This is a genomic window from Mycobacterium sp. E2462, from assembly GCF_001672685.1.
GTDB lineage: Bacteria > Actinomycetota > Actinomycetes > Mycobacteriales > Mycobacteriaceae > Mycobacterium.
In genome coordinates, this window is record NZ_LZKC01000084.1 from 1 (window position 1) to 12,840 (window position 12,840).

The following is a 12,840-nucleotide window of genomic DNA, read 5'->3' on the forward strand; positions in this document are numbered from 1 at the left end:
GCCGCGCGCCGACGACTACGCCCTGTTGCCCACCGAACGCGGTGCGATCGACAACCTGCGTCTGACCGAGAAGGACGTCCTGCCGCCGGACGAGGGCTACGTCCAGGTGCGGGTCGAGGCCGCCGGCCTGAACTTCCGCGACGTGCTCAACGTGTTGGGCCTCTACCCCGGGGACCCGGGCCCGGTCGGTGGTGACTTCGCCGGCACCGTCACCCAACTCGGCGAGGGCGTGACCGGACTGGAGGTCGGCCAGCGGGTCTACGGCTCCATGCAGGGCGCGTTCGCCAGCCGGTTCAACGTGCCCGCCCAATTCGTGGCGCCGATCCCGGACGGGGTCAGCGCGGTGGAGGCGGCCACCATTCCGGCGGCGGCGCTCACGGTGCGGCTCTCGTTCGACTGGGCGAAGCTGAACCCCGGCGACAAGGTGCTGATCCACGCCGCCAGCGGCGGTGTCGGATTGGCGGCGATCCAGATGGCGCAGCAGCACGGCGCTCACGTCTTCGCGACGGCCAGCACCTTCAAGCGTGCGACGCTGCGCAACCTCGGCGTGGAGCACGTCTACGATTCGCGCAGCACCGATTTCGCCGACCAGATCCTGCGGGACACCGACGGCGCCGGCGTGGACGTGGTGCTCAACAGCCTGACCGGTGAAGGGTTCATCGAGGCGACGGTGCGGGCCACCGCGCGCAACGGCCGATTCGCCGAGATCGCCAAACGCGACATCTGGACCCGCGAGCAGATGGCCGAAGCCCGGCCCGACATCGCCTACGAGATCGTCGCGCTGGACACGGTGATGTTCGAAGAACCGGAACGCATCCGCGACCTGCTCACCGAGGTGTCGGAAGGGCTGGCCAAGGGGGAGTGGATGCCGCTGCCCGCCGAGGTCTACCCGCTGACCGAGGCCAGGACGGCGTTCCGCCGCATGCAGCAGGCCCGCCACATCGGAAAGATCGTGTGCCAGATGCCCAATGCGCTGGCGCCGCAACCGGATCGGACCTACCTGATCACCGGCGGCCTGGGCGCCATCGGCCTGAGCGCGGCGGCCTACCTGGCGCAGCGCGGCGCGGGGGACATCGTGTTGACCAGCCGGCGGGAGCCGGACGCGGACGCGCGCGCGACGATCGAGGAGATCACCGAGCGCTACAAGACGCGGATCCACACGTTCTCGGCCGACGTAGGCCGCGAGCCGGACGTTGAACAGCTGCTGGAGCGCATCCGCGACGAGCTGCCGCCGCTCGCCGGTGTCGCGCATCTGGCCGGGGTTCTCGACGACGCGTTGCTCAAGCAGCAGGACCTCAACCGGTTCCGAACCACGTTGGCGCCGAAGGCCTTCGGCGCTTTGCACCTGGACCGGTTGACCCGGGACGACGCGCTGGACTTCTTCATCGTGTCCTCGTCGGTGTCGAGCTTGCTCGGCCCGCCCGGGCAGGCGAACTACTCGACGGCGAACGCGTTGCTCGATGGCCTGGTCGCGGACCGCAAAGCGCGCGGCCTGCCGGCCACCTGCATCAACTTCGGTCCCTGGGGTGGCGCCGGTATGGCCGCGTCGGAGGCGGCCAGCGCGAACATCAGCGCCCAGGGGCTGCTCCCGCTGGACGCCGCGGACGCCCTCGGCGCGCTCGCCGAGGTGGTCGCCAACGGCACCGGGCAGGCGACGGTGCTCAAGGCGAACTGGGCGCGGGCGGCGAAAGTCATGGGCGGCTCGCGGCCGCCGATCCTGGATCTGGTGCTGCCCAGCGAATCGGCCGAAGTCGTCGACAGCGAGCTGCTCAAGCAACTGCACGAGGTGCCCGAGGGGCAGCGCGCCGCTTTCCTCACCGAGCACCTGCAGCGCGAAGTGCAGCACTTCCTGCGGCTCGCCACGCCGCCCGCCGCGTCCAGCCGGTTCTTGGACCTGGGCACGGACTCGTTGATGGCGGTCGAGCTGCGCAACCGGTTGCACGCCCAGTTCGGTGGGGTGTTCACGATCAACGCCACCGCGGTCTTCGACTACCCGACGATCGGTGGGCTCGCCGAGTACCTGGCGGAGCAGGTGCCCGACGTGGTCGCGCAGCCGGGTGGGCAGTGACCCCCACCCGCGGGTGGCAGTTGAACTCGCCCCGATCGTAACTCTGGCGTCGGCGCCGTCGCGGCACCCGCGGGCCGTCGTGCCGGGCCGGCGGGGCGGTGTCGAGCGCCGCGTCGCCGAACCCCGCGGGTGCCGACCGCACGTGCCCGCGCGGCGACCGTTGCTGGGCCTTCGTGCGCGATTGAGCGCCGCGGCGCGGCGGATCGGCGGCCCGGGCCGGCGGGTGCCCACGGCGCGGCGGTGCCGAGGCCGCGAAACCGCCGACGCGCGACGACGCGGCGGGCGGCTACCGCGTGCAGCGACGTGACTTGGCGGCTGGGGATCTGTCGTAAAGTTAGCTGACTGTCAGCGACGCGGCGCCGTCGCCTCGGTGCGCGGTCGCGGTAGGTCGCGTCACCCCCACGCCCCACCCGATGCCCTGCCCGCGACGGCCACGAGGAGCTAGCAATGTCGAACATCACCTGGCACGAGCACCACATCAGCCGCGGCAGCCGGGAACAACTGAACGGGCACCGCGGCTGCGTCCTGTGGTTCACCGGGCTCAGCGGGAGCGGCAAGAGCACGGTGGCCAACACGGTCGAGCAGAAGCTCTACGAGCGCGGGGTGCGCAGTTACCTGCTCGACGGTGACAACGTCCGCTACGGGCTCAACGCCGGCCCGGACACCCTCGAACCGCGCCACGGGGCCGAGTTCGCCCGGCGGTTCGGGCTGGGCTTCTCCGCGGAGGATCGCGAGGAGAACATCCGGCGCATCGGCGCGGTCTCGAAGCTGTTCTGCGAGGCCGGCGTCATCGCGCTGACCGCCTTCATCAGTCCCTACCGGCGCGACCGCGACGCGGTGCGCGAAACCCTCGACGAGGGTGACTTTCAGGAGATCTTCATCGACACGCCGATCGAGATCTGCGAAAAGCGTGACCCCAAAGGGCTTTACAAGAAAGCGCGGGCCGGACAGATCAAGGGATTCACGGGCATCGACGACCCGTACGAAGCTCCCGTGGAGCCGGAGTTGCGGCTCGAGGGCGGCCTCAAGGACGCCGAGACGCTGGCCGACGAAGTGATTGCGCACCTCGAGAAGACCGGCATCATCCCGACCGTCGCCGCCGCCCGGGACGGCGCCGAGGTTTAGGACCCCTGCGGGCCCTGCAGAAGCGCGGGGCCGGCCGAAAACGTCACTGTCAGACGCGAATCGTCGAAACGAGGTCAGCATATGAGCTATACGGGACACAACGGAAAGCCGATCGTGCAGCGGGTGTCGACCGAGGGCGCGGCCGGCCGGATCGAGGGCTTGCCGCGAGTTCCGATATCGAAGGCGACGGCGCACGAGGTCATCAGCCTCTCCTACGGGTTCTTCACGCCGCTGACCGGGTTCATGGGCCGCCACGAGGTGGACAGCACGCTGGACAAACTGCAGCTCCCGGACGGAACGCTGTGGAGCATTCCGATTGTGTTCGACATCTCCGCCGACGACATCGAGCGGCTGGGCATCACGGAGGGCGCCAGCGTGGTGCTCGACTACCTCGACGCCCCGATCGCGATCTTCGACGTCGCCGAGATCTACGAGTACGACCTGCACAGCCTCGCCGAAAAGACTTATGGGACAACGGATCCGCGGCATCCCGGGGTGAAGAAGACGCTGGCATATGAGAACCGGTTCGTCGGCGGGGACATCACGCTGATCAACGAACCGGTCTTCAACGAGCCCTTCAAGAGCTTCTGGCTGACCCCGATCCAGCACCGCGAGGCGGCGCAGCGCAAAGGCTGGCAGCACGTCGTCGCTCACCAGACCCGCAACGTCCCGCACACGGGTCACGAGGCGCTGATGAAGCAGGCCTGGTTCGCCGCCAACGAGGACTTGCCCGTCGACACGTTGAAGACCGGCGTGCTCGTCAACGCGATCATGGGGCAGAAAAGGATTGGCGACTACGTCGACGAGGCCATCCTGCTGACCCAGGACGCGCTGCGCACCAGCGGGTACTTCCGCGAGGACGTGCACATGGTGTCGTTCACCTTGTGGGACATGCGGTATGCCGGCCCCCGGGAGGCCATCTTCCACGCCATCCTGCGGACGAATCTCGGCTGCACGCATCACATGTTCGGGCGCGACCACGCCGGGGTCGGCGATTTCTACGGCCCCTACGACGCGCAGAACCTGCTGCAGCAACACCGGGACCAACTCGGTCTCAAGCCCGTCTTCCTGCGCGAGAACTGGTTCAGCCCGGAGTGTTCCGGCATCGAAAGCTCGGCGCTGTGCGGCTTCGACGAGACGGCCCAGAGTTTCAGCGGCAGCTTGATCCGAAGCATCCTGACCGACGAGGTGAAGCCGACGCGCATGGTGATGCGGCCCGAGGTTTTCGACGTGGTCATGCAGAGCGCCGCCCAGTACGGGCAGGGGTCGCCGTTCGTCGACGAGGAGTATCTGCAGAACCGGCTTCCCATCTTCTACCTGGAGCAATTGGAGGGACGCGACCGATGAGCACGACCGACGCCGCGATCAAGGTCAATGTCTGGATCAACGAGGAGCGGCTGCAGGCGCTGGCGGAGGCGGGGATGGCCGATTCGGCCAGGGAGGCCTTCGCCGGCATGAAGCTGCTGGAGATCTACACCACCGAAGAGCAGAAAGACGTTGTATTGCAGCGATTTCCGGGTGCGAAGTACGACTCGGCCACCACCAAGTCGATCGAGTTGCTCCCCAAGAAGGCCAAGGACAGGCTGCTGGAGCTGTCCATCGCGCTGCATTCCACCGGGCCCGACGTGGTGGAGCGGTTCCTCGCCGAATCGCAGCCCTAGCGCTACAGGCTGATCGCGCCGACCGCGAGCAGGACAGCACCGACCGCGGCCAACAGGCCCGCGACCTCGGTGTCCCGCCGCGACCGTATCCACCGCTGCAGCGCGGTCATGGTGGCGCGCGTCGCCTCGGGCGTGATGGCGTAGGCGATCAGCGGGATCTCGACGAAGGCGAACGCGACCACGTTGAACACCACCAGCGCGCCGACCTGGCTGACGACCGCGGCACGCGACGCCAGGATGGCGGCCAGGGCGGCCAGGTAGTCCACCGACGGCAGCGCGATGCCCAGCCCGGCCGCCGCCGCCACCCAGAGCGAGCGCTCGTTGCGGATCCGGGTTCGCCACGAGGCCAACCGTCCTGGCGCTCCCCCGGAGCCGTCCCGCTCGTCGCCGGCCGGCGCTGTCCGATCGCGCCGCGATCGCCGCAGGACGCTCGCGCGGCCCGCCAGCACGGCCGCGGCCAGCAGCGCCAGCGCACCGATCATGACCTGCACCCGGGGCAGCGTGAAGTACGTGGCTGCCGGCAACACGCGCCGAAAGACGAACAGCACCGCCAGGCCGACCGTCGTCCCCATCGCGAAGCCGCCGGACAGGAAGGCCAGTAACTGCAGCGCCGGCCTGGGCCGGTTGAGCATCAGCACGGTCATGCCGATGCGGAACGGCTCCAGGCTGACGGCGAGGGCCATCACGACGATGGTGACCAGCACGGCGGACGGGATCAAGGCGCCGGGGCCCGCAATGTCTCGCCCGCGCAGGCGTGGACCTCCCGCACGAGTTGGCGCATGCGGGCCACGTTACCGGGGAACGGCCCCGCGGCCGCCGGGGTGGTACGGGGTGTCGCTATCGTTGCTGCGCGACCCGCAGGCTGAGCGAAAACAGCAGTCGCACCTCGGGATCGGCCAGCGACACCGCCAGCAGCCTCTCGATCCGGCGCACCCGGTAGCGCACGGTGTTGGGGTGTACCTGCAGCGACCGCGCGGCCGCGCCGATGTCGCCGAAGCTGTCCAGGTAGGTGCGCAGCGTCTCGGCCAGCACCGGCTCCTGCGCGCGCAACTGCGCGATCCGCGGGTCGAGCAGTCGGTCCTCGCCGCCGACGAGCGTCACGATTTCGTCGAGCAGGACGGTGGTGCGCGCCTCGGCCAACGACGTCACCGGCCCGATCGAAACCGGATGGCGCTCAGCGCTGTCCAGCACGCGGTCGATCTCCACGCGGGCCGCGGCGACCCCGCCCAGGCCGGCGATCGGCGCGGCGATGGCCGCCCGCAGCTGCACGCCCAGCTCGGCGCGCAACGCGCCGACCGCCCCCCGCGCCCACGACGCGACCGCGCGGGGCTGCGTCTGCGGCAGCAGCACGTAGATCCGCGACGCCCGCGTGGCCACCTGCGCGTCGTGGCGAAACGCGTTGGCGCTCAGCGCGATCACCTCGTCGAGCCGGGCCAGCCGGGGGGTGCTGCCCGTGGCGTCCCAACCGACGAGCGCCGCGGGGCCGTCGGCGCTCAGGCCCAGGTCGCGCGCGGCGGCGGCGACGTCGTCGGGCGTCACGGGGCCGGCGTCGGTGAGCCCGAGGAGTTGCTGCACGCGGCGCGCCTGCGTCGACGGGCGGGCCGCCAGCCGCGCCAGGATGCGCCCCGCCAACACGGCCGCGCCGCGCAGCATCTCCTCGGCGTCGTCGGCCAGCGGCGTCGAACCTTGCTGCACCCAGATGGTGCCGGCAAACACCGGGGGTCGCCGGGCGTCGGGCGCCGGCCGGTAGATGCCGACGGCCAGCCGGGGACGCAGCCCCAACTCGGGCCGCTCGGCGACGCGCACCACCTCGTTGCCCGCCCGCAGCGCGTCGAAGATGCCCCACTGGCCGATCCACTCCAGGTGCTCTGGCGGGCCGGCCCGGCCGAGGATGGACAGCCGGCGCAGCTCGTCGGCCTCGTCGTTGGACGCCGAGTAGGCCAGCACGTGGGAGCGGGCGTTCTCGATGCTGACCATGCCGTGGATGCGTTCGGCGAGCGATTGCGCCAACCCGAACAGGTCGGTGCCCGAGTCGTCCACCGCGTCGGCGCGGTCGCGGTGGTGCTCCAGGACGTGGTTGACCAAGTGGTACAGCCGCTCCCAGCGGGCCCTCGGGTCGACGGCGACGACGGCCGACCCGGCCGCGACGGCGGCGCTGACCAACGCCGCCGACGGTTCCTTGACGAACACCGCCACCGGCACCCGGTCCCGCGCCTGGTCGTCGACCCAGCGCAACCCCTCGGCGTCGCCAACGCCCACCAGGAAGAAGACGTCGGCGGAGCTCGCCGCCGCCGCCAGACCCAGCCGGACGTCGTCGGAATCGATGAACGCCGTCGAGCGCACCGACAGGTCCAGGCCGCGCGGCGCGTCCACCAGGCTGACCAGCGTCGCGTCCAGCGCGAGCAGCAACTGACCCAGCCCGACACCGGCCATGCTGTCCGATCGTACTACTCGCAGGCGCCAGTCTTGTCCGATCGGCTAAATTCCTGCGCGTCCGGCGCGAGGACCCTGGCACCATGGACGCGATCACCCAAGTCCCCGTGCCGGGCAACGAGCCCGTTCACGACTACGCCCCGCACTCGCCGGAACGCGCCCGGCTGCGCGCCGAACTCGCCGCCCTGGCCGACAATCCCCTCGACCTGCCCCACGTGATCGGCGGCAAACACCGGATGGGCGACGGCGAGCGCGTCGACGTCGTGCAGCCACACCGCCACGCCGCCACGCTCGGCACCCTGACCAACGCCGTGGCCGCCGACGCGGCAGCGGCCATCGACGCCGCGACGTCGGCGAAACATGGTTGGGCCGCAACGCCTTTCGACGAGCGGGCCGCGGTGTTCCTGCGGGCCGCCGACCTGCTGGCCGGGCCGTGGCGCGAAAAGATCGCCGCCGCAACCATGCTCGGCCAGTCCAAGTCGGCCTATCAGGCCGAGATCGACTCGCCGTGCGAACAGATCGACTTCTGGCGCTTCAACGTGGCGTTCGCGCGCCAGCTGCTGGCGCAGCAGCCGATCAGCGGGCCGGGGGAGTGGAACCGCAGCGACTACCGGCCGCTGGACGGGTTCGTGTACGCGATCACCCCGTTCAACTTCACCTCCATTGCGGGCAACCTGCCGACGGCGCCGGCGCTGCTGGGCAACACCGTGGTGTGGAAGCCGTCGATCACCCAGACGCTATCGGCCTACCTCACCATGCAACTGCTCGAAGCCGCGGGGTTGCCGCCCGGGGTGATCAACCTGGTGACCGGTGACGGCCTCGCGGTCTCCGACGTGGCGTTGACCGATCCGCGGCTGGCGGGGATCCACTTCACCGGTTCGACGGCCGCCTTCGGCCAGTTGTGGCAACGGGTGGGCGCCAACATCGACCGCTACCAGAGCTATCCGCGACTCGTCGGGGAGACCGGCGGCAAGGACTTCGTGCTCGCCCACGCCTCGGCGCGCCCGGAGGTGTTGGCCACGGCCCTGATCCGCGGCGCCTTCGACTACCAGGGGCAGAAGTGCTCGGCGGCCTCGCGCGCCTTCGTCGCCGAGTCGGTGTGGCGGCGCATGGGCGACGAGTTCCTGGACCAGACGGCGGCGCTGCGCTACGGCGACGTCACCGATCTGAGCAATTTCGGCGGCGCGCTGATCGACCGGCGCGCGTACGCCAAGAACGTCGACGCCATCGAACGGGCCAAGGGCGCCGCCCACCTGACCGTCGCGGTGGGCGGCGAATACGACGACAGCGTCGGGTATTTCGTGCGCCCCACCGTGCTGCTCTCCGACGACCCGACCGACGAGGCGTTCGCCACCGAATACTTCGGCCCGCTGCTGGCGGTGCACGTCTACCCCGACGACGACTACGACCGCATCCTCGAAGTCATCGACACCGGCTCCCGGTACGCGCTGACCGGTGCCGTCATCGCCGACGACCGCGCGGCCGTGCTGAAAGCCCAGGAGCGGTTGCGGTTCGCGGCCGGCAACTTCTACGTCAACGACAAGCCGACCGGCGCGGTCGTCGGGCGCCAGCCGTTCGGCGGGTCGCGCGGGTCGGGGACCAACGACAAGGCGGGGTCGGTGCTCAACCTGATGCGCTGGACCTCGGCCCGGACCATCAAGGAGACGTTCGTGCCCGCGACCCGGCACGGCTACCCGCACATGGACGCCGACTGATGGCCGGCGTGTTCGCCGGCACCCTGCGCCCGGTGATCTTGGCGGCCGGCCGCGGCGAGGGGTTGCGCCGCGCCGCCGAGCGCCTACCCGCCACCCGCAGGGTGGTGCGCCGGTTCGTCCCGGGCGAGACCGTCGACGCCGCGCTGGGAACCGCTGCGGCGCTGCGTGATTCGGGTCGCCTAGTCACCCTCGACTACCTCGGCGAGGACGTCACCGACGTCCGCGACGCCGACGCCGCGGTGCGGGTCTATCTCGACCTGATCGAGCGCCTCGGGCGCAGCGACGAGCAGCCGGCGGGCGGCGTGCGCCCGCTGGAGGTGTCGGTGAAGCTGTCCGCGCTGGGGCGGGCGCTGGACCGCGACGGCGCAAAGATCGCGCGGGACAACGCCTTCGCGATCTGCGCGGCGGCGCAACGTGCGGGCGTGTGGGTGACCGTGGACGCCGAGGACCACACGACCACCGACACCACGCTGTCCATCGTGCGGGAACTGCGCGGGGACTTCGACTGGCTCGGGGTGGTGTTGCAGGCCTACCTGCGGCGCACCCTCGGCGATTGCGCGGAGTTCGCCGGGACCGGGGCGCGGGTCCGGCTGTGCAAGGGCGCCTACGACGAACCGGCGTCGGTGGCCTACCGGGACGCGGCCGCGGTCACCGAGTCCTACCTGGCATGCCTGCGGGTGCTGATGGGCGGCGCGGGCTATCCGATGGTGGCCTCGCACGACCCGCAAATCGTCGAGGCGGTTCCGCGGCTGGCCGGGCAGTTCGGCCGTGGCACAGCCGACTTCGAGTACCAGATGCTCTACGGCATCCGCGACGACGAGCAGCGCCGGCTGGCCGAAGCGGGCAACGCCGTGCGGGTCTACGTCCCCTTCGGGGGGCAGTGGTACGGCTACTTCATGCGGCGGCTGGCCGAACGGCCCGCCAACCTCGCGTTCTTTCTGCGCGCGCTGGCCCATCGGTGAGCGCGCGGGTCTGGGCCGTCGGGACGCGGTGCGCCGCCACCTCACCCCGCCGGCGCCAGGATCAACCCGCTCGTGGGCACGCCGGTGCCCGACGTGACCAGCACGTGCTCGACGTGGTCCACCTGGTTGTGCGACGTCCCGCGGATTTGGCGGACCCCCTCGGTGATGCCATTCATGCCGTGGATGTAGGCCTCGCCCAGCAGCCCGCCGTTGGTGTTGATCGGCAAGTCGCCGCCCAGTGACAGCCGCTCGACGGTCGCGAAGTCCTTCGCCTCCCCGCGACCGCAGAACCCGAGCTCCTCGAGCTGGGTGAACACGAACGGCGTGAAATGGTCGTAGATGAAGGCGGTTTGGATGTCGGCGGGGGTGAGGCCGGAGTCCCGCCACAGCCGTCGGGCGACGACGCCCATCTCCGGCAGCCCGGTGATGTCGTCGCGGTAGTAGCTGGTCATCATCTCGCCCTCGCGCGCGGCGCCCTGCGCGGCCGCGGTGATGACCGCCGGCGGCTGGCGCAGGTCGCGGGCGCGTTCGGCGCTGGTGACGACGAGAGCGACCCCGCCGTCGCTTTCCTGGCAGCAGTCGAGCAGCCGCAGCACGGGCGCGACGATCCAGCGGGATTGCTGGTGGTCGTCGAGCGTGATGGGCCGCCGATAGAACCAGGCGTCGGGGTTGGTGGCGGCGTGGTGGCGGTCGACGACCGCGATCCTGCCAAAGTCGGCGTTGGTGACGCCGTAGGTCGACATGTAACGCTGGGCGTGCAGCGCCACCCACGCCGCCGGCGTCAGCAACCCGAACGGCGCGTAATGCGCCATGAACAGCGGGGTTTCGGCCATGCTGCGCCCGCTGCCGCCGAACCGGAAACCGGACCGCTCGTTGAACGCGCGCCAGCACACCACCACGTCGGCGACGCCGGCGGCGATCGCCGTCGCGGCGTGCAGCACGGTACCGGCCGCCGCCCCGCCGCCGTGCGGCACCCGGGAGAAGAACGACAGGTCGCCGATGCCCACGTTGCGGGCGACGTCGATCTCGTCGCTGGAATCCATGGTGAACGTGACCATGCCGTCCACGTCGGACGGGGACAAGCCGGCGTCGTCGAGCGCGGAACTGACTGCCTCGCAAGCCAATTGCAGCTCGCTGCGCCCCGATTCCTTGGAGAACTCGGTCTGGCCGATGCCGGCGATGGCGCAGTGGCCGGGCAGGGCGCTCACGCTGTGGGGCCTGCCGCGTCGAGCAGGCTCAGGACCGCGGTGCCGGACACGTGGTTGCCGAGGCTGTTGGCGCCGGCGAAGGCGACCTCGACGAAGTTCTCGCCCCCGCATCCCGCCGTCTTGCCGGTGACGGCACCGGCGAAGCGCAGGGGGTCGTCGGGATAGCACGGCACGCCCAGCCGGATCGACAGGTTCTTGACCATCGCCTCGGGCCCGGCCCAGTCGGTGAGGAACCGCACGCAGTAGCCGTTGGTGGTCAGGATGTTCATGAACAGGTTGGGCGAGCCCTGCTGGTTGGCGTAGTCGCGGTCGTGGTGCACCGGCATGAAGTCGCGGGTGGCGATCGCGCCGGCGACGATCAGCGTTGTGGTGACCGGTATTTCGAGCGGGGTGATCTGGTCGCCGACCGCGATGTCGGCCCAGCGCAGGGTGGTGCGGGCGGTCATGGGCGTCCTTCGGGCGCGGGCCGGAACTGGTGCAGCACGAGATCGTCGTCGAATTGCTCGAAGAAGACCTCCACCGGCATCCCGGGCGTGACCGCGGCCGGGTCGACCCCGCACAGGTTCGAGACCAGCCGGACGCCCTCGTCGAGCTCGACCAGCACCACGACGTAGGGGTAGTCGAAGAACGGGAATTTCGGTTCCAGGGGGACCACGTGGCTGTACACGGTGCCGCGCCCCGACGACTCGATCGCGGTCCAGGCCAGGGACCGGCAGTGTGGGCACATCGGCCGTGGCGGGTTGCGCAGCGCCCCGCAACTATCACAACGTTGGATCAGAAGCTTGTTGTCGCGCAACCCGTTCCAGAAGAATTCGGTGTCCGGGCTGACGGCCGGCGCCAGTCGGGCCGCCATCAGTTCGCCGGCCGGAAGCGCAGCACCCGGAACCGCTGCCGGCCCAGCACCTCGCCGTGCTGATCGGAATAGGTCAGGACCCAGGTCAGGAAGTAGCCCGTGCCCAGCGCGGTCTTTTTCTCCTCGGAGACGCTTTCGAACACCGACGTCGCGCTGATCACGTCGCCCAGCCGGGGGTAGCGCTCGATCTCGAACTCCGAGTTGGTCGCCACGGTGCTGGTGTAGCCCGCCTCGTCGAGGAACGCCGTCGGGTTGCCCTCGACCTCGATCGGGGCGCCGCCGCGTTCCTTGATGCCGTCGAGCTTGGGCGACGGCATGGTCCAGGTCTGCAGCATCACCGGCGGCGACACGATCCCGCCGAACCGCGACGCCTCGGCGAACTCCGGTTCCAGGTAGACGGGATTCATGTCGTCCAGCGCGTGGGCCCAATGCCGAATCATCGGCTGGTTCACCGGATCCGGGGCCACCGTCGGCCTTCCGGTGCCGCCGGTGTGCTGCCCGACCAGCGCGCGCAGCTTCGCGTGAAACGCGGAATCGGTGTCGGAGCCTGCCACCAACCTGACCCTCCTGATGTGCCGCGGCGCGGGATCGGCGACCCGACGATGCCCCGTTGTGCCTACTCCGCGGCGCCAGCCCGTGTCAATGCGCAGCTAACCCGCCGCCGCCCGCCCGACCCGCGCGGTGAGCCTTTCGTAAACACGCCGTCACATGCCAAGCTGCTGACATGGTCATGGAGATCGCCCGCCCGTGCGGGTCGCCGAACTCGGCGAAGCCGATCTGGCGATCCTCACCGACGGCGACGTTGCCTTCGAGTT

The 12,840-nt window shown here is 70.3% G+C and carries 12 protein-coding genes and 1 pseudogene; 6 read left to right on the forward strand and 7 right to left on the reverse strand.

Annotated elements, in window-relative coordinates; all coding sequences use genetic code 11:
- The 4 genes from A5714_RS04250 to A5714_RS04265 all read left to right on the forward strand — a co-directional run.
- Positions 1-2,068 (forward strand): type I polyketide synthase (locus A5714_RS04250; protein ID WP_156747163.1); only part of this gene is annotated, 2,068 nt, incomplete at its 5' end.
- A gap of 447 nt (positions 2,069-2,515) precedes the next feature.
- On the forward strand, positions 2,516-3,193 hold the full coding sequence (cysC, locus tag A5714_RS04255) for an adenylyl-sulfate kinase (RefSeq protein ID WP_068283086.1): 678 nt from the start codon (positions 2,516-2,518) through the stop codon (positions 3,191-3,193).
- Positions 3,194-3,274: 81 nt separating this feature from the next.
- Positions 3,275-4,540 (forward strand): sulfate adenylyltransferase, encoded by a 1,266-nt coding sequence (gene sat, locus A5714_RS04260; protein WP_068069523.1) that lies wholly within the window; start codon positions 3,275-3,277, stop codon positions 4,538-4,540.
- Entirely contained in the window at positions 4,537-4,854 is a 318-nt protein-coding gene (locus tag A5714_RS04265) for a hypothetical protein (protein WP_068069525.1), read from the forward strand. Before sat ends, A5714_RS04265 begins: the two co-directional genes overlap by 4 nt.
- Positions 4,855-4,856: 2 nt before the next feature.
- On the opposite strand, the gene A5714_RS04270 is transcribed toward A5714_RS04265, so the two are convergent.
- Together A5714_RS04270 and A5714_RS04275 are read right to left on the reverse strand one after the other, a co-directional pair.
- Positions 4,857-5,558 (reverse strand): GAP family protein, encoded by a 702-nt coding sequence (locus A5714_RS04270; protein WP_068283089.1) that lies wholly within the window; start codon positions 5,556-5,558, stop codon positions 4,857-4,859.
- 133 nt (positions 5,559-5,691) lie between these two features.
- Entirely contained in the window at positions 5,692-7,287 is a 1,596-nt protein-coding gene (locus tag A5714_RS04275) for a CdaR family transcriptional regulator (protein WP_068283091.1), read from the reverse strand.
- Positions 7,288-7,370: 83 nt separating this feature from the next.
- Here A5714_RS04275 and pruA point away from each other — a divergent pair, with 83 nt between their 5' ends.
- Positions 7,371-9,002 carry an L-glutamate gamma-semialdehyde dehydrogenase gene (gene pruA / locus A5714_RS04280; protein WP_068283093.1) on the forward strand — a complete coding sequence of 544 codons (1,632 nt, stop codon included), beginning with the start codon at positions 7,371-7,373 and terminating at the stop codon, positions 9,000-9,002.
- Positions 9,002-9,964: a proline dehydrogenase family protein gene (locus A5714_RS04285; protein WP_068283096.1), complete on the forward strand. Its 963-nt coding sequence runs from the start codon at positions 9,002-9,004 to the stop codon at positions 9,962-9,964. Before pruA ends, A5714_RS04285 begins: the two co-directional genes overlap by 1 nt.
- Positions 9,965-10,005: 41 nt before the next feature.
- Here the strand turns inward: A5714_RS04285 and A5714_RS04290 are convergent, their stop codons facing one another.
- The 5 genes and pseudogenes from A5714_RS04290 to A5714_RS26915 form a co-directional block, all read right to left on the reverse strand.
- Entirely contained in the window at positions 10,006-11,172 is a 1,167-nt protein-coding gene (locus A5714_RS04290; protein WP_068069536.1) for a lipid-transfer protein, read from the reverse strand.
- Positions 11,169-11,618: a MaoC family dehydratase gene (locus A5714_RS04295; RefSeq protein WP_068283098.1), complete on the reverse strand. Its 450-nt coding sequence runs from the start codon at positions 11,616-11,618 to the stop codon at positions 11,169-11,171. Before A5714_RS04295 ends, A5714_RS04290 begins: the two co-directional genes overlap by 4 nt.
- A complete protein-coding gene (locus tag A5714_RS04300) occupies positions 11,615-12,025 on the reverse strand; it encodes a Zn-ribbon domain-containing OB-fold protein (RefSeq protein ID WP_068283101.1) in 411 nt (136 codons plus the stop codon). The genes A5714_RS04295 and A5714_RS04300 overlap by 4 nt, the downstream gene beginning before the upstream one ends.
- Positions 12,025-12,492 (reverse strand): MaoC family dehydratase N-terminal domain-containing protein, encoded by a 468-nt coding sequence (locus A5714_RS04305; protein WP_369829421.1) that lies wholly within the window; start codon positions 12,490-12,492, stop codon positions 12,025-12,027. Before A5714_RS04305 ends, A5714_RS04300 begins: the two co-directional genes overlap by 1 nt.
- A 268-nt stretch (positions 12,493-12,760) precedes the next feature.
- Positions 12,761-12,840: pseudogene (locus A5714_RS26915) on the reverse strand (hypothetical protein); the annotation flags it as partial.